General features: G+C 63.9%; 19 protein-coding genes and 2 pseudogenes. 18 read left to right on the plus strand and 3 right to left on the minus strand.

Going from position 1 to position 22,794, the window contains the following annotated elements; all coding sequences use genetic code 11:
• The first annotated feature begins 15 nt into the window (after nt 1-15).
• From mhpC to AB1E37_RS10290, 6 genes are all read left to right on the plus strand, one after another.
• Nucleotides 16-882 (plus strand): 2-hydroxy-6-oxonona-2,4-dienedioate hydrolase, encoded by an 867-nt coding sequence (mhpC, locus tag AB1E37_RS10265; protein ID WP_029884581.1) that lies wholly within the window; start codon nt 16-18, stop codon nt 880-882.
• 10 nt (nt 883-892) lie between these two features.
• Nucleotides 893-1,699 carry a 2-keto-4-pentenoate hydratase gene (gene mhpD / locus AB1E37_RS10270; protein WP_002908598.1) on the plus strand — a complete coding sequence of 269 codons (807 nt, stop codon included), beginning with the start codon at nt 893-895 and terminating at the stop codon, nt 1,697-1,699.
• The gene (gene mhpF, locus AB1E37_RS10275; RefSeq protein WP_029884580.1) at nt 1,692-2,642 is read left to right on the plus strand and encodes an acetaldehyde dehydrogenase; all 951 of its coding nucleotides are present in this window, start codon (nt 1,692-1,694) and stop codon (nt 2,640-2,642) included. Before mhpD ends, mhpF begins: the two co-directional genes overlap by 8 nt.
• A complete protein-coding gene (mhpE, locus tag AB1E37_RS10280) occupies nt 2,639-3,655 on the plus strand; it encodes a 4-hydroxy-2-oxovalerate aldolase (RefSeq protein ID WP_004180340.1) in 1,017 nt (338 codons plus the stop codon). Before mhpF ends, mhpE begins: the two co-directional genes overlap by 4 nt.
• A 75-nt stretch (nt 3,656-3,730) precedes the next feature.
• Nucleotides 3,731-4,933: a 3-(3-hydroxy-phenyl)propionate transporter MhpT gene (gene mhpT / locus AB1E37_RS10285; RefSeq protein WP_032447648.1), complete on the plus strand. Its 1,203-nt coding sequence runs from the start codon at nt 3,731-3,733 to the stop codon at nt 4,931-4,933.
• A 102-nt stretch (nt 4,934-5,035) separates the two neighbouring features.
• Nucleotides 5,036-5,761, plus strand: a complete 726-nt coding sequence (locus AB1E37_RS10290) for a polyphenol oxidase family protein (RefSeq protein WP_004175690.1) — start codon at nt 5,036-5,038, stop codon at nt 5,759-5,761.
• A 12-nt stretch (nt 5,762-5,773) separates the two neighbouring features.
• Here the strand turns inward: AB1E37_RS10290 and AB1E37_RS10295 are convergent, their stop codons facing one another.
• Together AB1E37_RS10295 and AB1E37_RS10300 are read right to left on the minus strand one after the other, a co-directional pair.
• Nucleotides 5,774-7,354, minus strand: a complete 1,581-nt coding sequence (locus AB1E37_RS10295; RefSeq protein WP_023286570.1) for a rhodanese homology domain-containing protein — start codon at nt 7,352-7,354, stop codon at nt 5,774-5,776.
• A 5-nt stretch (nt 7,355-7,359) separates the two neighbouring features.
• Nucleotides 7,360-7,962, minus strand: a complete 603-nt coding sequence (locus AB1E37_RS10300; protein ID WP_002908526.1) for a cysteine dioxygenase — start codon at nt 7,960-7,962, stop codon at nt 7,360-7,362.
• 106 nt (nt 7,963-8,068) lie between these two features.
• Here AB1E37_RS10300 and AB1E37_RS10305 point away from each other — a divergent pair, with 106 nt between their 5' ends.
• From AB1E37_RS10305 to AB1E37_RS10335, 7 genes and pseudogenes are all read left to right on the plus strand, one after another.
• Nucleotides 8,069-8,962 (plus strand): LysR family transcriptional regulator, encoded by an 894-nt coding sequence (locus tag AB1E37_RS10305; protein ID WP_029884578.1) that lies wholly within the window; start codon nt 8,069-8,071, stop codon nt 8,960-8,962.
• A 144-nt stretch (nt 8,963-9,106) separates the two neighbouring features.
• Nucleotides 9,107-10,202: pseudogene (locus tag AB1E37_RS10310) on the plus strand (LLM class flavin-dependent oxidoreductase).
• On the plus strand, nt 10,189-11,340 hold the full coding sequence (locus AB1E37_RS10315; protein WP_032447647.1) for an acyl-CoA dehydrogenase family protein: 1,152 nt from the start codon (nt 10,189-10,191) through the stop codon (nt 11,338-11,340). Before AB1E37_RS10310 ends, AB1E37_RS10315 begins: the two are co-directional and overlap by 14 nt.
• A 5-nt stretch (nt 11,341-11,345) precedes the next feature.
• Nucleotides 11,346-12,308 carry an ABC transporter substrate-binding protein gene (locus AB1E37_RS10320; RefSeq protein WP_032447646.1) on the plus strand — a complete coding sequence of 321 codons (963 nt, stop codon included), beginning with the start codon at nt 11,346-11,348 and terminating at the stop codon, nt 12,306-12,308.
• Nucleotides 12,305-13,342 carry an ABC transporter substrate-binding protein gene (locus AB1E37_RS10325; protein ID WP_032438302.1) on the plus strand — a complete coding sequence of 346 codons (1,038 nt, stop codon included), beginning with the start codon at nt 12,305-12,307 and terminating at the stop codon, nt 13,340-13,342. The genes AB1E37_RS10320 and AB1E37_RS10325 overlap by 4 nt, the downstream gene beginning before the upstream one ends.
• A complete protein-coding gene (locus tag AB1E37_RS10330; protein ID WP_032447645.1) occupies nt 13,323-14,318 on the plus strand; it encodes an ABC transporter permease in 996 nt (331 codons plus the stop codon). Before AB1E37_RS10325 ends, AB1E37_RS10330 begins: the two co-directional genes overlap by 20 nt.
• Complete coding sequence (locus tag AB1E37_RS10335) at nt 14,312-15,085, plus strand: ABC transporter ATP-binding protein (protein ID WP_002908439.1); 774 nt, start codon at nt 14,312-14,314, stop codon at nt 15,083-15,085. Before AB1E37_RS10330 ends, AB1E37_RS10335 begins: the two co-directional genes overlap by 7 nt.
• Before the next feature lie 344 nt (nt 15,086-15,429).
• Here the strand turns inward: AB1E37_RS10335 and AB1E37_RS10340 are convergent, their stop codons facing one another.
• On the minus strand, nt 15,430-17,502 hold the full coding sequence (locus AB1E37_RS10340; protein ID WP_085855847.1) for a TonB-dependent siderophore receptor: 2,073 nt from the start codon (nt 17,500-17,502) through the stop codon (nt 15,430-15,432).
• Between the two features lie 505 nt (nt 17,503-18,007).
• On the opposite strand from AB1E37_RS10340, the gene AB1E37_RS10345 reads away from it, so the two are divergent.
• From AB1E37_RS10345 to AB1E37_RS10365, 5 genes and pseudogenes are all read left to right on the plus strand, one after another.
• Nucleotides 18,008-18,829: an ABC transporter ATP-binding protein gene (locus AB1E37_RS10345; RefSeq protein WP_004180324.1), complete on the plus strand. Its 822-nt coding sequence runs from the start codon at nt 18,008-18,010 to the stop codon at nt 18,827-18,829.
• Nucleotides 18,826-19,851 carry an iron ABC transporter permease gene (locus AB1E37_RS10350; RefSeq protein ID WP_032447643.1) on the plus strand — a complete coding sequence of 342 codons (1,026 nt, stop codon included), beginning with the start codon at nt 18,826-18,828 and terminating at the stop codon, nt 19,849-19,851. The genes AB1E37_RS10345 and AB1E37_RS10350 overlap by 4 nt, the downstream gene beginning before the upstream one ends.
• Nucleotides 19,848-20,900 (plus strand): iron ABC transporter permease, encoded by a 1,053-nt coding sequence (locus AB1E37_RS10355; protein WP_004175715.1) that lies wholly within the window; start codon nt 19,848-19,850, stop codon nt 20,898-20,900. Before AB1E37_RS10350 ends, AB1E37_RS10355 begins: the two co-directional genes overlap by 4 nt.
• Complete coding sequence (locus AB1E37_RS10360; RefSeq protein ID WP_004148675.1) at nt 20,890-21,867, plus strand: ABC transporter substrate-binding protein; 978 nt, start codon at nt 20,890-20,892, stop codon at nt 21,865-21,867. Before AB1E37_RS10355 ends, AB1E37_RS10360 begins: the two co-directional genes overlap by 11 nt.
• Nucleotides 21,833-22,766: pseudogene (locus AB1E37_RS10365) on the plus strand (MurR/RpiR family transcriptional regulator). Before AB1E37_RS10360 ends, AB1E37_RS10365 begins: the two are co-directional and overlap by 35 nt.
• Nucleotides 22,767-22,794: the final 28 nt, after the last annotated feature.

The following is a 22,794-nucleotide window of genomic DNA, read 5'->3' on the forward strand; positions in this document are numbered from 1 at the left end:
AACCGGGAGACTAACATGAGCTATCAACCGCAAACTGAAGCCGCCACCAGCCGATTCCTCAATGTCGACGAGGGGGGCCGCACGCTGCGCATCCATATCAATAACTGTGGCGACGGGAAAGAGACCGTGGTCATGCTGCACGGCTCCGGGCCGGGGGCCACCGGCTGGGCCAACTTCAGCCGCAATATTGACCCGCTGGTCGAGGCGGGCTATCGCGTGCTGCTCCTCGACTGTCCGGGGTGGGGCAAAAGCGATGCTATCGTCAACAGCGGCTCGCGTTCGGATCTCAACGCCCGCATTCTGAAAAGCGTGGTCGATCAGCTGGGGATCGATAAAGTCCATCTGCTGGGCAACTCGATGGGCGGCCATAGCGCGGTGGCCTTCACCCTGAGCTGGCCGGAGCGGGTGGCTAAGCTGGTGCTGATGGGCGGGGGGACCGGCGGCATGAGCCTGTTCACGCCGATGCCGACCGAGGGCATCAAGCTGCTGAACGCCCTGTACCGCGAGCCGACCATTGAAAACCTCAAAAAGATGATGAGCATCTTCGTCTTCGACACCCGCGACCTCACCGAGGCGCTGTTCGAGGCGCGTCTCAACAATATGCTGTCGCGCCGCGACCATCTGGACAACTTCGTCAAGAGCCTGGAAGCCAACCCGAAGCAGTTTCCTGACTTTGGCCCGCGGCTGGGCGAAATCAGCGCGCCAACTCTGATCGTCTGGGGACGCAATGACCGCTTCGTGCCGATGGACGCCGGGTTGCGCCTGCTCGCCGGGATCGCCGGTTCGGAACTGCATATTTACCGCGACTGCGGCCACTGGGCGCAGTGGGAACATGCCGACAGTTTTAATCAGCTGGTGCTCAATTTCCTCGCACGGGCTTAAGGAGTAAATGATGACTTTTTCTCTTGACGCGCTGGCCCGGCAGCTCCGCGACGCGGAACAGAGCGGCCAGGCAATCGCCCCGCTGCGCGATATTCTCGGCGTCGACAATGCCGACGCCGCCTATGCCATCCAGCGTCTGAACGTCCAGCACCACGTGGCCCATGGCCGGCGGGTGGTGGGCCGCAAGGTGGGCCTGACCCATCCCAAAGTGCAGCAGCAGCTGGGCGTCAATCAGCCGGACTTCGGCACCCTGTTTGCCGACATGTGCTACGGCGACAACGCCGAGGTGCCGTTTGGCCGCGTGCTGCAGCCCAAGGTGGAGGCCGAGATCGCCCTGGTGCTGAAGCAGGATCTGCCGCATGCCGATACCACTTTTGATGAACTGTATAACGCCATCGAATGGGTATTGCCGGCGCTTGAGGTGGTGGGCAGCCGCATTCGCGACTGGTCAATCGGCTTTGTCGACACCGTCGCCGATAACGCCTCCTGCGGCCTGTACGTCATTGGCGGCCCGGCGCAGCGCCCGGCGGGACTGGATCTGAAGCAGTGCGCCATGCACATGACCCGCAACCAGGAGCTGGTCTCCAGCGGCCGCGGCAGCGAGTGTCTGGGGCATCCGCTGAACGCCGCAGTCTGGCTGGCGCGCAAGCTGGCGAGTCTCGGCGAACCGCTGCGGGCGGGGGATATCGTGCTGACCGGGGCGTTAGGCCCGATGGTGACGATTAACGAGGGGGACAGCTTTGTCGCCCATATCGAAGGTATTGGCTCAGTCGCGGCACGCTTCGTTGCCGCCGGAGAAGGAGATCGTGATGCGTAAACGTAAAGTCGCCATTATCGGCTCCGGGAATATCGGCACCGATTTAATGATTAAAATCCTGCGCCACGGCCAGCATCTGGAGATGGCGGTGATGGTCGGCATCGACCCGCAGTCGGATGGCCTGGCCCGCGCCCGGCGCCTGGGCGTTGCGACCACTCACGAAGGGGTGGGCGGCCTGATGCAGATGGCGGAATTTGCCGACATCGATTTTGTTTTTGACGCCACCAGCGCCGGGGCGCACATCAAAAACGATGCCGCGCTGCGCGAAGCGAAGCCGGGGATCCGCGTTATCGACCTGACGCCGGCGGCGATTGGCCCGTACTGCGTACCGGTGGTCAACCTCGCGGACAATCTCCATCAGGGTAACGTCAATATGGTGACCTGCGGCGGGCAGGCGACCATCCCGATGGTCGCCGCGGTCTCGCGAGTGGCGAAGGTGCATTACGCGGAGATTGTGGCCTCGATCGCCAGCCAATCCGCCGGGCCGGGCACGCGGGCCAATATTGACGAATTCACCGAAACCACCTCGCAGGCGATTGAAAAAGTCGGTGGGGCGGGCAAGGGCAAAGCGATTATTGTACTGAACCCTGCGGAGCCGCCGCTGATGATGCGCGATACCGTCTACATCCTGAGCGAGCTGGCGTCGCAGGAGGCGATTGCCGCCTCGATCGCCGAAATGGCGGCGGCAGTGCAGGCTTACGTCCCGGGCTACCGGCTGAAGCAGCAGGTTCAGTTTGAGGTTATCCCCGAGGACAGGCCGGTCAACCTGCCCGGCGTCGGCTGTTTTTCCGGCCTGAAAACCGCGGTGTACCTCGAAGTGGAAGGGGCGGCGCACTATCTGCCAGCGTACGCGGGCAACCTCGATATTATGACCTCGGCGGCGCTGGCGACGGCGGAGCAAATGGTCGGGGCAATGCACAGCGCGGCGGGAGCGACAGCATGAACGGTAAAAAACTTTATATCTCGGACGTGACGCTGCGCGATGGTATGCACGCTATTCGTCACCAGTATTCCCTGGCGCAGGTGCAGCAGATCGCCAGCGCGCTGGATAAGGCTGGGGTCGACTCCATCGAAGTGGCCCATGGCGATGGCCTGCAGGGATCCAGCTTCAACTATGGCTTTGGCGCCCACAGCGACATCGCCTGGATTGAAGCGGCAGCGGATGTCGTGAGCCAGGCGAAAATCGCCACCTTGCTGCTGCCGGGCATCGGCACGCTGCACGATCTGAAAGCGGCGTATCAGGCCGGAGCGCGGGTGGTGCGGGTCGCCACCCACTGCAGCGAAGCGGACGTCGCGGCGCAACATATTGCCTTTGCCCGCGAGCTGGGAATGGACACCGTCGGTTTTCTGATGATGAGCCATATGATCTCCCCGCAGGCGCTGGCGCAGCAGGCGTTGAAGATGGAATCTTACGGCGCGACCTGTATCTATGTGGTGGATTCCGGCGGGGCGATGAACATGAACGACATTCGCGACCGCTTCCGCGCCCTGAAGGCGGTGCTGAAGCCGGAGACCGCCACCGGGATGCATGCCCATCATAATCTGAGCCTCGGGGTGGCGAACTCGATCGTCGCGGTGGAAGAGGGGTGCGATCGCATTGACGCCAGCCTGGCCGGGATGGGGGCGGGGGCGGGCAATGCGCCGCTGGAGGTGTTTATTGCCGCCGCCGACAAGCTCGGCTGGCAGCATGGCACCGATCTCTACGCCCTGATGAACGCGGCCGATGAGCTGGTGCGGCCGCTGCAGGATCGCCCGGTGCGTGTCGACCGCGAAACGCTGGCGCTGGGCTACGCCGGAGTCTACTCCAGCTTCCTGCGCCACAGCGAAGCGGCGGCCAAGCGCTATGGCCTCAGCGCGGTGGATATTCTCGTCGAGCTGGGCAAGCGGCGGATGGTCGGCGGCCAGGAGGATATGATCGTCGACGTCGCGCTGGATCTGCTTAACCGCAATAAATAACTAAGAACGTGCGGCTGACAAAGCATCAGCCGCCAGTCACCTGCTCCGTTTGTTCGGCTATCGCTAAGGTACCCTATGACCAAGATAACGACTGCAACCCCCTCGCGCCTGGTGGTCACCATCGGGCTCTGTTTTATGGTGGCCCTGATGGAAGGGCTGGATCTGCAGGCGGCGGGGATCGCCGCCGTCGGCATGGCGCAGGCCTTTGCGCTGGATAAAATGCAGATGGGCTGGATCTTCAGCGCTGGGATCCTCGGCCTGCTGCCCGGCGCGCTGGTGGGCGGCATGCTGGCGGACCGCCACGGGCGTAAGCGCATTCTGTTGGGGTCGGTGCTGCTGTTTGGCCTGTTCTCGCTGGCCACCGCGCTGGCATGGAGCTTCCCGACGATGGTGCTGGCGCGCCTGCTCACCGGCGTCGGGCTCGGGGCGGTATTGCCGAACCTGATTGCCTTAACCTCGGAAGCCGCTGGCTCACGTTTCCGCGGCCGGGCGGTAAGCCTGATGTACTGCGGCGTACCCATTGGCGCCGCGCTGGCGGCAGCGCTGGGCTTTTCCGGTCTCGCCGCGGCCTGGCAGATTATTTTCTGGATTGGCGGCGTGGTCCCGCTGCTGCTGATCCCGTTGCTGATGCGCTGGCTGCCGGAGTCGCAGGCTTTTCAGCGCGCGGAGGCCAGCGTGCCGCTGCGCACCCTGTTTGCCCCGGGCCAGGCCGCCGCTACGCTGCTGCTGTGGCTGGGTTATTTTTTCACCCTGCTGGTGGTCTATATGCTGATCAACTGGCTGCCGATGCTGCTGGTGGGCCAGGGATTCCGCGCCAGCCAGGCGGCGGGGGTGATGTTCTCTCTGCAGATCGGCGCCGCCTGCGGCACGCTGCTGCTGGGGGCGCTAATGGATAAGCTCACCCCGCTGCGGATGTCGCTCCTGATCTACAGCGGCATTCTGGCGTCGCTGCTGGCGCTGGGCAGCGCGTCGTCGCTGACTGGCATGCTGCTGGCGGGGTTTGTCGCCGGGCTGTTCGCCACCGGCGGACAAAGTGTGCTTTACGCTCTGGCGCCGCTTTTTTATCCCGCGGCCATCCGCGCCACCGGGGTGGGCACCGCCGTGGCGGTGGGGCGTCTTGGGGCGATGAGCGGCCCGCTGCTGGCCGGCAAGATGCTGGCCCTCGGCACCGGCACCGGCACCGTCGGGGTGATGGCGGCCTCGGCGCCGGGCATTGTGCTGGCCGGCGTGGCGGTGTTCTGGCTGATGCATCGCCAGCAGCGCGCGGCCATGGTCTGATATGCATCCGGCGGTCTGGTAAAAAAATGCCGGGCCGCCGCCTTGCCTGTCCGCGTCCCCTGGCCTAAGGTAAGACATCATTCCCTGACGCTTATCGTCCCTATGGCTTACACCTCCCGTTTGCTCAATGCGATCCCTGGCATCCGCCACGCTTTTCTCGATGTCCATGAAACCGCCGCCTTTCCCTATGCCGAGCTGGCTCCGGTGAAGCTGGTGCATGGTAATGAGGTTCATCATTATCAGCAGCCGCTGCCGACGCGCCCGCACGCCGACGCGGTGTTTACCGCGGTAGCCGGGCAAAAGGTGGGGGTGGTGACCGCCGACTGTCTGCCGCTGCTGATCGCCTCGCGCGACGGTCGCTACGTCTGCAGCGTGCATGCCGGCTGGCAGGGGCTGGTCAGCGGTATTGTCGACAACAGTCTGGCCTGTTTTCGCCAGCAGGGGGTGGCATTGGCCGATCTGGTCATCGCCGTGGGGCCGCATATTCACCCCTGCTGTTACGAAGTCTCCGCCGGATTCTATCAGCAACTGCTGGACCAGCCCGGCGGTGACCGGGTGGCCCGCCATCGCCAGCGGCTGTTCCACTCCCGTTCGGGCCCGGTCAGCGATCCGCTCAAAGCCGCCGCACGCGGCAGCGATAATCTGTGGTTTGATCTGCGCGCCTTTGCCGAAGCGATCTTCGCAGAGGCGGGGGTGGCGCCGGCGAGTGTTGAATGGCTGGGGAGTTGTACCTACTGCACCCCGCAGTCGCTGGGCTCCTACCGGCGCCGGACCCATTTTCCGGCGCCGAAGAGCTTTCAGTATTCGTGGATCATGCGCGAAGCCTGAGGCGGGCTCGCGCTAGAGCACCCGAAAACCGTGGGTGCCGTCGCGGGCCAGCTGATCCACGAGGCCATACTCCCACTCCAGATAGGCCTGCATGGCCTCGGCGGAATTATCGGTTCCTTCGTACGGACGACGATAGCGGTCACGGCGCTCGACGGCGAGGCCGCTGTCGCCATGCGCCAGCGGCAGACCGGCGGCGATCCACGCCAGCGTCCCGCCGGTAAGCAACTGCACCGGTTTACCGGTCAAGGCCGCCACCTCCGGCACCGCGTAGCGGGCCAGCAGACTGCTGCCGCAGGTCACCACGTAACGTTGGGCGGGAGGGATTGCTTCCAGGGCCTGGCGCAGCTGCGAGCGCGTTAGCCACCACGCGCCGGGGATATGGCGAGCGACAAAGTTGGCGCTGGTGGTAAAATCGAGCACCACCGTACCGGGTTCTTCCAGCTGTTGCGCCAGCTGCGCCGGGCTTATCTCCTCCGCCTGCGGGCCGGGCGGCACCTCGGCGGCTGGCACCCCGCGTTCGCTCAACTGGCTGGTCGACAGCGCGCTCAGCCGCGCCGTCTCCCAGCCCATCTGCGCCAGCCACGAGCCGGTTATCGCCGCCCGGATGCCATCGTCATCCAGCAGCACAATGCGCGCCCCTCGTACGCTGGCGAAGTGGTCGGTCTCCTGCACCAGCTGGCCGCCTGGCGCGCTCAGGCTGCCGGGATAGTGACCCGCCGCGTACTCTTCGGGGCTGCGGACATCAAACAGGAAGGTGGTGCGGTCGCTCTGCTGCAGCCAGTGTTGCAGCGTGGCCTCATCGATGACCGCCACCCCGGCCCGTTCGGCAAAATGCGCCACCTCAGCGGCCCGGGCGCCGGAGGCGCGGGCGGAGGGATCGTATTGCCGCTGTTGCTGGTGCGCCAGCGTCTGGCCGGCCAGCGTCCAGCCGATAGTGCCATTGCGCAGGGCATGGACCGGGTTTGGCACGCCGGCGTTGATCAGCGACTGGGTGCCGATGATGCTGCGGGTGCGTCCGGCGCAGTTGACGATAACCGGCGTCTGCGGGGAGGGCGTCAGGCTCTCCACCCGCAGGGCCAGCTCGCCGCCGGGCACGCTGATGCTGCCGGGGATGCTCATGGTCTGGTACTCATCGAAGCGCCGGGCGTCGACGATCACCACCTCCTGCCGGCTGTCGATGAGCGCCTGAACCTCCTGGGCGCTGAGCGACGGTGTGTGACGCACGCTTTCCACCAGCTCGCCAAAGGCTTTACTGGCGGAGTTGACGTCTTGAAACAGCTCGCCGCCGCTGCGGCGCCAGCCGGCGAGACCCTCGGCCAGCAGGGCCACATCCTGATAGCCCCAGGACCGCAGCCGTTCGACGGCGATCTCCGCCAGACCCTCGCCGTTGTCGTAGACGGTGAGCGGGGTGGTGAAGCGCGGTATCCGCCGGCGGACCTCGAGCTCCAGTTTGCTGAGCGGCAGATTGACGGCAAACAGTGGATGAGCGGTGGCGAAATCGGCCTCTTCACGGACGTCGATCAGCGCCAGTTCACGACGGTCGAGCAGCGCCTGGCGGATCCCGGCGGCCTGGCGATAAGCGTAGGTGGGCATAGTGGTTATCCTTGATGTTCGCGGGAGGAATCCCAGATATTGGGTAAATGGCGGTTAGAGTAGCCGGAGATAAACGGTTTCTGCTGCCCTTCCGGGGTATACACGGCGCGCTTCACCGCGCCGATATTGCCGCCGTAGACATGAATGCTGATGGAGACGCGATCCGCCAGCGCATTGCTGACGCGATGAATATCGCCATCGTCAGCGGAGACTTTCTCCACCTGACCTGCTTCCAGAAGCGTGGCGGCGCCCAGCGCGCGCGGTATGCCATCGGCATCCAACTGGTAGCGCTGGTTTTCCTCCGCGCCGCGTAGCATCCCAATGGCCCCCCACACCCGGTGATCATGGATCGGCGTCGCTTGCCCCGGTCCCCAGACGAAGCTGACAATCGAGAAGCGCTCCCCGGAGTCGGCATGCAGCAGATACTGCTGGTAATGGTGCGGATGCGGCAGGGTGTACTCTTCCGGCAGCCAGTCGTCGTAACGCACCAGCGCCGCCAGCCGCTGCGCCACGGCGTCAAGCAGCGGGGCGGTCTGGTGGTGTTCGCGGTGCAGGCGGTCTACCTCATGAATGAAATGGCGTAATTTTTCCAGTCGTGGTGCAGTCATGTGCGGTTCCTGTCAGAGGGACTGGTCAAAACGCTAACAGAGGCGTTAATATTATTTAAATGCAATTTACGCATATATTAATATGCAAATTTCACATAAGGTTCCTATGCGCATTGACGATATCGACGCTTTGCTGGCCACGGTGCAGTTTTCCTCCCTCAATCAGGCCGCGGAATATCTGGGGATCACCCAGTCGGCCATCACCCGGCGCCTGCAGCGTCTGGAACAGGAGCTGAACGTCACGCTGTTAGAGCGCCAGACCCGCCCGCTGACCCTGACCGCCGCCGGACACCGGGTGTACGAGCAGTGTCTGAGCATTAAGCGTGAGACGAAAAAACTCTACAGCCTGTTGGATCCGGAAGGCGAGCCGCGCGGCGCGCTGCGTCTCGGCGTGCCGCAGAGTCTCAGCGAGATTGCCCTGCCGGCGGCGCTGTCGGCGCTGAGCCAGCAGTTTCCCGGACTGTCGCCGCAGATCACCTGCGGCTGGAGTGGACAGCTGCAGCGCCGGCTGGAAAACGGCGAGCTGGACGGCATGCTGGCGATGGGGCCCGCCCAGCAAAGCTTCGCCGAGAGCTACAGCGGGCGCCTGCTGTGTCCCCTGGAGGTGGTGCCGATCGTCGGCCGGCGTTTGAATTTGCGCGCGTCATCCCTGCGGGAGTGCGCCGAACGGGGCTGGATCCTTAACCCCGACGGCTGTGGCCTGCGCGCCGGGCTCATTCGCGAGCTGCAGAGCCAGGGATTGCGGTTGACGCTCAACGTCGAAAGCGCGGGCGCGCAGTTACAGATAGCGCTGGTGGCGCAGGGGCTGGGGCTGGGTCTGGTGCCGAGGGCGGCGCTGGCCAGCAGCCCGTGGCGGGACGAGATCGCGGTCCTCAGCCTCAGCGATTTTCAGCCTGCGGTCTCACTGTGGCTGATCCACGCCCAGTATCTGGCGAACCTGCAGCCGCCGCTGACCTTTTTCGCCAGCAAAGTGGTGCAGCAGCTGACCGTATCCGACTGAAAGCACTATGTATTTTTGTTTAATGCTAATTAAGCATATTAAGATATGATAAAAATGCATTTTGCTCATTAACACGCTCTGTATAGGGTAATGACCAGCGCCGCTGTCGCGGCCACTCCATTACCCTGACGCAAGGAGTTGTTCATGAGCATTCAGTTTCTCGGCATGATTGGCCACCGCCTCTCTTCCGAAACGATTGCCCCGGTGGGGCCGATCTTTGACCGCGACTATATCGTTCGCTTTGCGCAAACCCATGAAGCCGCCGGGTTTGATCGTCTGCTGGTCGGCCACTGGTCCGATCAACCCGACGGCTTTCTGGTGACGGCCCTGGCGGGACTGTCGACGCAGAAAATTCAGTACCTGCTGGCCCATCGTCCCGGTTTTGTTTCCCCAACCCTTGCCGCGCGCAAATTCGCTACCCTTGAGCACCTGCTGGGCGGCCGGCTGGCGGTGCATATCATCAGCGGCGGCAACGATGCCGAACAGCGCCGGGATGGCGATTATCTCGACCACGACCAGCGCTACGCTCGCACCGACGCCTTCCTCGACACCGTGCGCCAGGTGTGGACCAGCGAGCAGCCGGTGGATATTCACAACGATTTCTATCAGGCCGAGCAGGCCTGGTCCGCCATTCGCCCGCTGCAAAAGCCGCATCTTCCCATCTACTTCGGCGGCTCGTCGGAAGCGGCCATCACCGTCGCCGGCAAACATGCCGACGTCTTCGCGCTGTGGGGCGAGTCGCTGGCGCAAACCGGCGAGACCATCCAGCGGGTGCGCGCCGAAGCGGCGAAACACCAGCGTGATATCGGCTTCAGCGTCTCGTTCCGGCCGATTATCGCCGACAGCGAAGCCGAAGCCTGGGAGAAAGCCGAGCATATCCTGCACGTCGCCACCGAGCAGGCGGCGCAGCGCGGGGGCGGGTTCAAAGCCAAACCGGACAGCATCGGCGCCCAGCGGCTGCGGGCTACTGCGGCGCAGGGCAGAGTGGTGGACAAACGCCTGTGGACCGGCATCGCCCAGCTGGTGGGCGGCGGACATAACTCCACCGCGCTGGTGGGCACCCCGGAGCAGGTGGCGGATGCGCTGCTCGACTACTACGACCTCGGGGTGCGTAACTTCCTGATCCGCGGCTTCGATCCGCTGAACGACGCGGCCGACTATGGCCGGGCGCTGCTGCCGATCGCCCGGGAAAAAGCCGCGCGGCGTGCGGTGGCGGAGCGCGCATCGTGATCCATCCTGAGCGCGACGACTGGGCCCGGCAGCTGACGGCGCTTCGCCAGCAGATGGCGGAGCAGGCGGCCAGCCTTGACGCCAGCGGCGAGTTTCCCTGGCGTAATATCGACCATCTGCGTGCGGGGGGCTGGTTAAGTCTCGCCGTGCCGCCATCCTGCGGCGGCGCGGGCGCCAGTCTGGCCCAGCTGCAGCAGGTCATCGCCGCCATCGCCTGGGGAGAGCCGGCGACAGCGCTGATCGTCTGCATGCAGTATCTCCACCATTTGCGGCTGGCGGAAAATGACGCCTGGCACGCGCCGCTGCGCCAGCAGGTTTTTCACGATGCTGTCGAACACGGTGGCCTCATCAACAGCCTGCGCGTCGAGCCGGAGCTGGGCTCCCCGGCGCGGGGCGGCCTGCCGGACACCGTGGCGACCCGTCGCGCGGAGGGCTGGGACATCAGCGGCCATAAAATTAATACCACCGGCATTGAAGGGCTGCGCTGGCTGGCGGTGTGGGCCAGAAGCGATGATAACCCGCCGCTGGTGGGTACCTGGCTGGTGCCTGGCGACAGCCCGGGTATCACGGTGGTGAAGAGCTGGGATCACGCCGGGATGCGGGCCACCGGCAGCCATGAAGTTATTTTTAACCACGTTCGGGTGGCGGCAGAGCACGCGGTGGATGTCTGGCCGGCCGATGCGCCACCCGCCGCCCAGGCCGAACCGTTTCGCCTGTTCGCCAACCGGCAGACGGCGCTGCTGGCGGCGATCTATGACAGCATTGCCCACGCCGCTCACGACTGGCTGGTGAGGTGGCTGGCGGGGCGGGTGCCCGCCGGTCTCGGCCATCCGCTCTCTCGTCTGCCACGGGTGCAGGAGAAAGTCGGGCAGATCGCCGGGCTGCTGCTGGTCAACCGCAGCCTGCTGGAGCAGGCCGCCGCGCTGCGCTTTTCCGCCATCGAGGCCAATCTGGCGAAAGTCACCATCACCGACAACGCCATTCAGGCGGTGAATATCGCGCTCGAGCTGACCGGCAATCATGGTCTCAGCCGACAAAACCCGCTGGAACGCCACTACCGCAATGTGCTCTGCGGACGGGTACATACCCCACAGAGCGACAGCGCCTGGCTGGCAGCTGGCAACTTCGTCTTTCAATCACAAGGATAATCACGATGCGTCTATCATTTTCAGGCCGGGTGGCGGCCGCGCTGATGCTGCTGGCGCTGGGCGGCTACGCGACAGCGCAGGAGCGGCTTACCCTGCGTATCGCCGATCAAAAAGGCGGCATGCGTTCGCAGCTGGAGGCGGCCAACGCCCTGCAAAATCTCCCTTACGACATTAAGTGGGCCGAGTTCCCGGCCGCCGCGCCGCTGGCGGAAGCCCTCAACGCGGGCGCCGTGGACGCGGGGATCATCGGCGATGCGCCGTTGCTCTTCGCCCTGGCCAACGGTGCGCCGGTCAAAGCTATTGCCGTGGATAAAAGCAACCCGGCGGGGACCGCGGTGCTGGTATCCCCCGGCAGCACGTTAAAAAGCGGCGCTGATTTAAAAGGCAAACGCATCGCCACCGGTAAAGGGTCGATTGGTCATTTCGTGGCGCTGAAAGCGCTGGAGCAGGCGGGGATTTCACCGAAGGAGGTGCAGTGGGTGTTCCTCGGCCCGGTGGACGCCAAAGTGGCGTTGCTAAACGGCTCGGTGGACGCCTGGGCGACCTGGGAGCCCTACACCACCCAAATGGTGAAGACCAACGAGGGGCAGCTCCTGGTGAGCGGCAAAGGGCTGCTGCCGGGGAATACCTTCCTCGCGGCAACGGATTCCGCGCTTAACGATCCGCAAAAACGCGCCGCGCTGCAGGATTATCTCCAGCGCCTGGCCGGCGCCGAGCGCTGGGCCTACGCCAATCTCGACAGCTACGGCAAAACGTTGGGGGAGATCATCCGCTTCCCGGCGGAGATCGCCCGCGCGCAGTTTGCCAACCGCCAGTCGCAGTGGCAGCCGCTGGCCGAGGAAACGGTGGCCCAGCAGCAGGCAACGGCGGACTTTTATCTCGCCAACGGCCTGATCCGCACCCGGCTGGACGTGAAGCCGACCTTTGACCGCCGTTTTAGCGTGCCCGCCGCCGAGGTGACACCATGACCAGAACCCCTTTTTCCCGCCGCCGTTTTTTACAGCTCAGCGGCGGCCTGGCGCTGGCCGGGGTCTCTCTGCCGCTGTGGGCTCATGATATGGCGGACATGGCCGGCGGCGATGCCCATCCGGCGCTGCGCCTGCCGCAGCCCTACAAGATCAAGCTGGCGATCAACAAAAGCGCGGTATGCCTCGCGCCGGTCGCCGTCGCCGAGCAGCAGAAGATATTCAGTAAATACAACCTCGACGTTGAGTTTGTTAACTTCGGCAGCTCCACCGATGTGCTGCTGGAGGCGATCGCCACCGGTAAGGCCGACGCCGGGGTGGGGATGGCGCTGCGCTGGCTGAAGGCGCTGGAGCAGGGCTTTGACGTCAAGCTCACCGCCGGGACCCATGGCGGCTGTCTGAACCTGCTGACGGCTAAAGACTCGCCGTTCGGCGGCCTCGAGAGCCTGAAGGGGCAAACCATCGGCGTCACCGACATGGCCGGACCAGATAAAAACTTCTTCGCCATTCTGCTTAAGCGCCACGGTATCGACCCGATCAGCGACGTGCAGTGGAAAGTCTACCCGGCGGATCTGCTCAGCGTGGCGCTGGACAAGCGCGAAATCGCCGCCATCAGCGGCAGCGAGCCGTTCAGCTATCGTCTGCTGGAGACCGGTAAGTATCAGCTGATCGCCAGCAATATGACCGGGGATTATGCCAACCTCAGCTGCTGCGTGCTGGGGGTGAGCGGGAGCCTGGCGCGGGACCATAAACCGGCCGCCGCGGCGCTCACCCAGGCGATCCTTGAGGCGCACAGCTATGCCGCTGCGCATCCGGAAAGCGTGGCGCAATCCTTCCTCGCCCATGCCCTGAATACCAGTGAAGCGGAGGTGAGCGGCATCCTCCACGGGCAGGGCCACGGCCATCACGCGGTGGGCGAAGCGTTCGTGAAAGAGCTGACGCAGTATGCGGTCGACCTGCAGCGGGTGCAGGTGATCAAGCCGGGTACCGATCCCCATCAGTTCGCGGAGAGTATCTATGCCAACGTATTCGCCTGAGCAGGCTCTGGCGCACCCCACCGGCCGCGCGCCGCTGTGGGGAGAAGGGCTGCTGGCCGCCGCGCTGTGGCTGCTGGGCGGTCTGTTTACTCTGACCTGGCCCGACGCCGGGCGGCGCTGGCCGTTTAGCGAAGGCTGGGCGCTGGCGCAATTCACCCTCGGCGGCGGCTTGTTGCTGCTGGCGCTGAGCTATCGCTACTGGCGGGCGCGCGGCGCGCGTGTGCTGCATGCCGGCAAGTGGCTGGCGCTGCTGCCGGTGCTGTTTGCTGTCTGGGAAGGGCTGACCGCCAAAACTGCCGTGCTGCCGGTACCATTCTTCGCGCCGCCGCAGGCGCTGATCGAGGTGCTGCACGACGACTGGCCGCGCCTGCTCGACAGCCTGCTGCACTCCCTGGGGCTGCTGGGGCTTGGTGTGCTGCTGGGTACCAGCAGCGGGTTCATCACCGGTCTGGCCATCGGCTGGTCGCAACGGATTGGCTACTGGGTGCATCCGGTGTTACGTCTGCTGGGGCCGGTGCCGTCCACCGCGCTGCTGCCGCTGTGCCTGTTTATTTTTCCCTCGAGCTTCGGCGCCAGCGTGTTTTTGATCGCGCTGAGCACCTGGTTCCCGGTCACGGTGCTGACCTGGTCCGGAGTGATGGGCATTGATAAGGCGTGGTACGACGTGGCGCGGACCCTCGGCGCCAGCCAGCGTTTCCTGATCCTGCGGGTGGCGATCCCCGCCGCGTTGCCGAACGTCTTTGTCGGCCTGTTTATGGGGCTCGGCGCGTCGTTTTCGGTGCTGATTGTCGCCGAAATGGTCGGGGTGAAGTCGGGGATCGGCTTTTACCTCCAGTGGGCCCAGGGCTGGGCGGCCTATCCTAATATGTATGCCGCGCTGCTGGTGATGGCCTTGTTATGCTCCGGCCTGATAAGCGGATTATTTATGCTGCGTGACCGGCTGCTGAGCTGGCAGCGAGGAGGGATGCAATGGTAACCGAGACGATAGCGCGCGGCGCGGCGGTATCCATCAGCCATCTTCATCATGCGTTTACGCTTGGCAAACAGACGGTACCGGTGCTGGAGAATATCAGCCTGCAGCTGCGCCCGGGGGAAAGCGTGGCGCTGCTGGGCCCTTCCGGCTGCGGTAAATCAACCCTGCTGCGGCTGCTGGCGGGGCTGGAAGCGCCGCAGAGCGGACAGATGCAGATCGACGGCGCGGCGCTCGGCGCCCCGGGGCCGGAGCGAATTCTTGTGTTTCAGGATCCGACGCTCTATCCGTGGCTGACGGTGCGGCAGAACGTGCTGCTGGGCCCGCAGGCGCAGGGGAAAAAGGGGCTGGAGGCGAAGGCAGACGCGCTGATTGACCGCATCGGGCTGCAGGCCTTCAGCGAGGCGTGGCCGCGGCAGCTGTCCGGGGGGATGGCGCAGCGTGCGGCGCTGGCGCGCGCCTTGTTGAACGAACCGCGTCTGCTGCTGCTCGACGAGCCGTTGGGCAAACTCGATTCGCTGACCCGCATCAGTATGCAGCGGGAGCTGATCGCCCTCTGGCAGCAGCAGGGGTATACCAGCCTGCTGGTGACCCACGATATCGAAGAGGCGCTGCTGCTGTGCGAGCGGGTGCTGGTGATGTCGCCGCGTCCGGGGCGGATTATCGCCGAGTTTGCGCTGCCGCTGGCTTTTCCCCGTCATCGCGATAACCCGCAGCTGCTGCAGCATCGTCAGGATATATTGCGCATCCTCGGCCAGGAGGCGGACTGGTAAGCTGAACGCATTCCCCGGTGGCGCTGCGACAAATGTCACGGAAACTAGGCCGGCGCAAGCGCAGCGCCGCCCGGCAATGGGCATCCGGTGCCAGGCGCCTGTTTTTGCCCGGTGGCGGCTGCGCCTTACCGGGCCTACGAGCTGCGACAAATGTCACGGAAACGTAGGCCGGCGCAAGCGCAGCGCCGCCCGGCAATGGGCATCCGGTGCCAGGCGCCTGTTTTGCCCGGTGGCGGCTGCGCCTTACCGGGCCTACGAACTGCGACAAATGTCACGGAAAGGTAGGCCGGCGCAAGCGCAGCGCCGCCCGGCAATGAATATCCGGCGCGACGCCATGGTCCGGCTTAAAAATCCATCTTCACCGTGAACTGCACTTCGCGCGGGTCGCCAATCTGGTTGCCGAGGTTATTGGTGCCGATCGAGGAAGTGTAATAGGTCTTATCAAACAGGTTCTTCACATTCACCTGCAGCGTCACCGGATACTGCAGCTTCATCTTATAGGCGGCAAACACATCCGCCACCGCATACCCCTGCAGATAATAATCCGCGCCGTTGGTGCCGGAACGCTTGCTGACCGCGTGGCCGCCGCCGCCGACGGTCAGGGTGTTGCTGTTATAGACGTTATGAATGTCATAGGTCAGGAACAGCGAACCTGTATGTTTCGGTACGTTTGGCAGCGGTTTCCCGGCGTAATCCGGATCTTCCAGCACTTTGGCGTCGGTGTAGCCGTAGCTGGCGATCACGCTGAGGTTATCGGTGATGGACCCGGCCAGATCCACTTCCACGCCCTGGGAACGCACTTTGCCCGCCGTTTTGGCCACCGTCTCATCGCCAATGCTCTCGGTGTACAGCACGTTACGCTTATGAATATCAAACAGCGCGATATTGGCGGTAATGCCGTTTAACAGGTCGAATTTGGCGCCCACTTCGTAAGAGGTGGACTCTTCCGGCGGCAGCTCGCCGATATAGCTGGCGATCGACGACTGCGGCATAAACGACTGGGCGACGTTGGCGAACAGGGAGACGTTCGGCGTGACCTTGTAGACCAGGCCGGCTTTCGGCGTCCATTTCTCATCGCGGCTGTCGGTATTGACGTTAAACGGTCGGCCTTTACCGGCGTACTGGGTGTAGTACTGGTAGCGCACGCCGGCGACGGCGATCCAGTTGTCGGTCAGGTACAGCGCGTCCTGCACGTATGCGGCATAGCTCTCCTGCTGGATCCGCTGGTCGCTGTCGGAGGCGGAGACGGTATTACAGGTGTCGAGAGTGCCGTAGACCGGATGATAGATGTTAAAGCCTTTAACGTTCTTACAGCGCAGCATATCGGTGCGCAGCAGATCGTAATTCTCATAGGCGACGCCGGTCAGCAGCTCGTTATAAAAGCCGCCCACTACCACGTTGCCCTGCAGGTCGGCGCGGGTGGAGTGCATCTTCTGCGTTGAACCGTGGGTACCATCGACCCGGCGGGTGAGGTTGCCGGTCGCCGAATCATAGGCCATCACCCGCGCCTGGTTATCGTTGTAATGATCCTGGCTGTAGCTGTAGTCGAAGCGCGCGGTCCAGGCGTCGTTAAGGCGATACTCGGCGTTGAGCTGAGCGAGATCGGAATAGCCATCGGTAATATTAAACGCTTCATCGAAGCGGGTTTTGCGATCGACGTTAACCGCATAGCCGGTATTCAGATCGAAGATAGTGCCGCGATCAAAGGGGGCGCTGTAGTCGCGGTGCGAATAGGACGCGGTCACCGTTGCCCGCTCGCCAAACCAGGTCAGGGAAGGGGCGATAAAGCTGCTTTTGTTTTTACCGAAATTGCGCCAGTAATCCTCATTCTGATATTCGCCGATCAGTCGGTACGCCAGATTTGTGCCTTCGATGGGGCCGGTGATGTCGACGCTGCCGGTGCCGCCGCCAAAGCTGGTGGAGGTCCCGGAAACCGAACCGGAGAACTGCCGCTCCGGCCGTTTAGTGATGACGTTGATCAGCCCGCCGGGGTCGAGGATACCGTACAGCGTCGAGGCGGGCCCCTTCAGGACTTCCACCCGTTCGGTGGCGGCGTTAAAGCTGCGCGGCAGCACGGTGCGCAGGCCGTTGGTCATGATCGAGCCGTCGCGGTTGGCGCCGAAGCCGCGGCGGGTAAAGGCGTCCTGGGTACCGCCGAGGGTGTTGGTCTGCACCACGTTAGCGACGTTATACAGCGCCTCATCGAGTGAGGTGGCGTGCTGATCTTCGAGAACCCGATCGCTGACGGTATTGACCACCTGGGGAATATCCAGCAGCGGCATCGAGGTTAGCGTCGCGGTGGCGGAGCTGAGCGGCTGATAGCCGCTTGTGGCGCTTTGCTGCGCGCCGTCGGCCACTACGGTGATGGTCTCTTCCGCGTCGTTAGTACTTTTCGCCGCGCGATTGTCGGCGGCCATTAATCCCGGTGAGGCTAAAAAAAGAAGCGAAAAAAGCGCGCGCCCTGGCAACGTCCTGCAGGCGACATGGGGTTGAGTCATTATCTGTTTCTCGTGAACGAATCTGCCTTTGCGGTCAGATTAAGCCAATAAAATCATTGCCCTGAATAATAAAAGCACTCTGTTTAGCGTCTGAATGCGCCTTCAGATGTGTAATTGAGAATCATTCAATCATGAAGGGATGTAGTAGTAAACGTTATGCAAGATAAAAATTCAGCGGCGAGGAACAGGACGTTTTAAACACCTCCAGTAGGGAATGTTCTGTCGTTATCTAGCTGATATTATTTTATTTTAATTATATTGCGTTGGCACAGCCTCGCTGTAGTCAGCGTCCCCGTCTGAAGACGATGGCGAGTATTGACTACTACATTCATCCCCGTCATGATCAAAAGAGAATGAGATTTATTTTGATTTGACTGCAGAATGTCCAGCTATCGCCTGGAACGCTGCGGCGCAGGAGCGAGTTATGCCACAGCGGGTGAAACCTGCAGAGCAGGGGATCGTACTGGATGCCCTGTCGGCCGGCTACGGCCAGACCCTGATCGTTGACGATATCAACCTGACCATTCCCACCGGCAAAATGACGGTGCTGGCCGGGGCGAACGGATCCGGCAAATCCACGCTGCTCTCGACCATCGCCAGAATGCTGAAACCGCTCGGCGGCTGCGTGCGTCTGGACGGGCAAGCCATTCACCAGATGCCGACGAAGACCGTCTCGCGCCAGCTGGGCATCCTCCCGCAATCGCCGTTGACCCCGGAAGGATTGACCGTTTTCGAGCTGGTCTCGCGCGGGCGCTACCCGTGGCAGGGACTGATGCGCCAGTGGTCCGAGGCCGATGAGCTGGCGGTAGAGGAGGCGCTGCGCTTAACCGGTACCGCCGAATTCGCCCATCTGCCGGTGGACAGCCTCTCCGGCGGCCAGCGTCAGCGCTGCTGGATCGCCATGGCGCTGGCCCAGCAAACGGCCACCATTCTGCTCGATGAGCCGACCACCTGGCTCGATCTGCGCTATCAGGTCGATATCCTTGAGCTGCTCCAGACCCTCACCCGCGAACATGGCCGCACGGTGGTGACGGTGCTCCATGACCTTAACTTTGCGGTGAACTACGCCGATCTGCTGGTATTCCTTAAACAGGGGCGCATCGCCGGCACGATTAGCGACAACGATGTCTGTAGCCCTGAGCTGATTAAACGCGTGTTTGACGTTGACGTGCAGATGTCGATTAACCCGCAAACCGGCAAACCCTTCTTTATGCCGTTTCGCGACCGCCAGGCAGCGGCACAATGAGCGTGGCCATCCTGCTTTCCGCGCGGCGTCGCCCCCGCCCCCGGCTGGCGCTGCTTCTGCTAACGCTGCTGCTTATCGCCGCCTCGCTGGTGCATCTTGGCTTAGGCGCCCGCTGGATCGCCCCGCAGACGGTGCTGCGAGCGCTGCTGGAGTACGATCCGCGTAACTTTGAGCAGCGGATTATCGTCGATCTGCGTCTGGTGCGGCTGGCGGCGGCGCTGCTGACCGGCGCGGCGCTCGGCGTCGCCGGGCTGCTGCTGCAGACGGTGATCCGTAACCCGCTTGGCGAGCCGCATATTCTCGGGCTTAACGCCGGCGCCTCGCTGGCGGTGGTGGCGACCTCGGCGCTGGGCCTGTCCTTCGGCGCTTTCCCCGCCGGGCGCCCGCTGACCGCCGCCTGCGGCGCGGGGCTGCTGTTCGGTGGCGTGATGGCGCTGGCCTCTGCCGGGCGCGGCGGGGCGACGCCGCTGCGCATCACGTTGTGCGGAGTGGCGCTGTCAGGGTTTGCGTCGGCGGTGACGGCGGCGATATTGATTCTCGATGAACAGACGCTGCTGGCGATGCGCACCTGGCTGGCCGGCGACCTGGCCGGAATGAACTGGAGCACGCTGCAGACGGCGCTGGTCCCGGCGCTGATCGGCCTTGGCGTCGCGCTGCTCATTGCCCCACGCCTCAACGTGCTGGCGCTGGGGGATAAGGTGGCGCTGGGCCTTGGCGTTAATCTCGTCCAGACGCGGCTGCTGGGCCTGCTGGCGATTGCGCTGCTCTGCGGCGCGGCGGTGGCGGTGGCCGGGCCGATCGGCTTCGTCGGGCTGGTGGTGCCGCACGTGGTGCGCCGTCTGGTGACGGAAGATATCCGCCTGGCGCTGCCGCTCGCGGCGCCGGTGGGGGCGCTGGCGCTGGTGCTGGCGGACATCGCCGCCCGGACGCTGGTCGCGCCGCAGGAGCTGGCCACCGGAGCGATGACCGCCCTGGTGGGCGCGCCGTTGTTTATCTTTATCGCCGCGAGGTTTTTTAAATGACGCGCGCCGTTCACCGGGCCGGTTTTCGGCCGCTGGCTTTCGCCTCCCGTCATCTGCTGCTGCGTCCTGCGGCGTTAAAAATTGCCGCCAGCATAGTGCTGACGCTGCTGGCGCTGGGGCTGTACAGCCTCAGCCGCGGCAGCTATCCGCTGCCCGCGTCGACGCTGGCGCGGGCCCTGCTGGCGCCGCAGGAGATGGGCGAGCAGCCGCGCTTTATTCTGTTTGATATCCGCCTGCCGCGGATCCTGATGGCGCTGCTGTGCGGGGCCATGCTGGGGCTGGCCGGCGCGGCGATGCAGAGCATCACCCGTAACGGGCTGGCCGACCCGGGGCTGATCGGCGTCAAAGAGGGGGCAAGCATCGTGGTTCTGGCGCTGGTGCTGTTTTTCCCGGCGGTAGGCCTGGTCTGGCGGCCGCTGGCGGGGATGGTCGGCGGCATAGCGGTGGCCCTGCTGGTCCTGACGCTGGCCCGCGACTGTTCGCGGCCGCGCTTTATTTTAATTGGCATCGGCGTCTCCTGGAGCCTGGCGGCCGCGGTCGGCATCTTTATGACCACCGCCGACGTACGCGACGTGCAGACGGCGATGATCTGGCTGGCGGGCAGCCTGCAGGCCGCCACCTGGCCGCTGCTGGCGGTGGCTTTTTGCTGGGCGCTGCCCGGGGCCATCATCCTGTTCTGTACCGCCCGGGCGGCGGACGTGGCGCTGCTGGGCGACCGGACCGCCATCGGCCTCGGCGTACGTCTGCAGCAGCTGACGGTGCTGCGCTTTTTCGCCCCGGTGCTGCTGACCTCGGCCAGCGTCTCCTGCGTCGGCAGCCTTGGATTTGTGGGCCTGATGGCGCCGCATATGGCGCGTTTCGTGCTGCGCGGCGGCCAGGTATCGCTGCTGTGCGGCAGCGCGCTGATTGGCGCCTTGCTGGTGCTGGCGACCGATACCCTTGGCCGGCTGGCGTTTGCCCCGCTGCAGATCCCGGCGGGGATTGTCATTGCCCTGGTGGGCTGCCCGTTCTTCGTTGTCTTGCTCTGGCGTCGCCGTGATGCCCTTTAACCAGGAAGGTAGTATGCGTTGGTTCGTCTCATTGCTGCTGTTGCTGACGGGGGCCGTCAGCGCCGCCGCCCCACAAACTCAAACTTTCACCGATGATTTAGGCCGCACCGTCACCGTACCGCTGCATCCGCAGCGTATCGTTTCGATGCACGATCTCGACATTACCATTCCGCTGATTGAGCTCGGGGCGCCGCCGATCGCCAGCCACGGCCGGACGCGCCCGGACGGCAGCCACTACCTGCGATCCAGCGCCCAGCTCACCGGCGTCGATTTCGACAACAGCGATATCCGCTTTATTGGCACCGCCGATATCGATCTGGAAGCGGTAGCCGCCGCCAGGCCGGATCTGATCATCACTGAGCCCAGCCGCCACGTGTCAGTGGAGCAACTGGAGAAGATTGCCCCGACGGTGAGCATCGACCATCTGCAGGGCAGCGCCCCGGAGATTTACCGCAAGCTGGCGCAGCTGACCGGCACCCAGCCGCGGCTGGCGATCCTCGAGCGCCGCTATCAGGAACAAATTAAACAACTGAAAGCGATGGTCAACCCACCGCAATACAGCGTCTCAGTGATCCAGGCGAACAACGGCAAGGTCACGGTGCATCATTCGTATCATGCGCTGGGCCGGGTGCTGCGCGACGCCGGGTTCCGCTTTCCGCCGCTGATTGAGCGGATCCCCGACGGCCAGCGCATTGACGTCAGCGCGGAACAGCTGCCGGAGCTGGACGCTGATTTTGTCTTCGCCACCTGGCGGTCGGATACCGGCGGTAAGCCGCAGGATGAGCTGCAGGCGATGGAGGGCGTGATGCCCGGCTGGTGCGACTTTATGCGCGCCTGCCGCACCGGGCACTATATTTTACTGCCGCGGGAAGAGGTGATCTCTAACTCCTACGCCGCGCTGTCCCTGATGGTGGCCCAGGTGCAGTCGCATATTGCCGGCAGGCCGATCCCGGCGGAGGCCAAATGAAAAGCGCGGTAAAAAAAGAGAAGGGCAAAGTCGATCTGTTCGGCGAACGCTATCGCGCCCGGGCGCACCAGCTCTCCCCCCGGCTGCGGGCGGTGGTCAGCTATATCAACGACAACCGCGAGGTGGTGCTGGAGCATACGGCGATGGAGATCGCCACCGCGACCCAGACCTCCGACGCCACGGTGGTGCGTGCCATCCAGGCGCTGGGCTTCGCCGGGCTGCGCGAGCTTAAGCAGACCATGGAGCGCTGGTTCGGCACCTCGGTCACCTCGGCGGAAAAGATGCGCTCGACGGTTACCGCGCTCTCCAGCGACGTCAACTCCAGTATTGATTTTGTGCTTGAAGGCCATCAGCGGGTGTGCGAGGTCCTGTCGCGGGCCGACAACCGCGCGGCGGTGGCTCAGGCGGTGGCATTGCTCAGCGACGCGCGCCAGGTGGGGATCTTCGGTATCGGCGCCTCGGGGATCCTCGCCGAATACACCGCCCGGTTGTTCAGCCGTATTGGCCTGCCGGCGTACGTGATGAACCGCACGGGCTTTAGCCTTGCCGAACAGCTTATCGGCCTGCAGCGCGGCGATGTGCTGATCATGATGGGGCAAAAATCCCCCCATCGCGAAGGGTTGACCACCCTGCGCGAGGCGAAGCGGCTGGGTATTCCGACCATCCTGCTGACCCAGGCGGTGGACTCGCGCTTCAGCCAGGAGGCGCAGGTGGTGATCGACGTCCCGCGCGGCGGGGACAGTAGCCGGATGCCGCTGCACGGTACGGTGCTGGTCTGTCTCGAGATGATTGTCCTGTCGGTGGCCTCTACCACGCCACAAAAAACGGTGAAATCCCTGAAACGAATCAACGATCTGCATCGGGCTATCGGTAAATCCGGCGGTAAACGGGGCCATTGAGAAGATAATTCACCAGCGGGAAGGTTTC

Source organism: Klebsiella sp. Shm-1 (genome assembly GCF_040804525.1).
GTDB classification, from domain to species: domain Bacteria; phylum Pseudomonadota; class Gammaproteobacteria; order Enterobacterales; family Enterobacteriaceae; genus Klebsiella; species Klebsiella pneumoniae.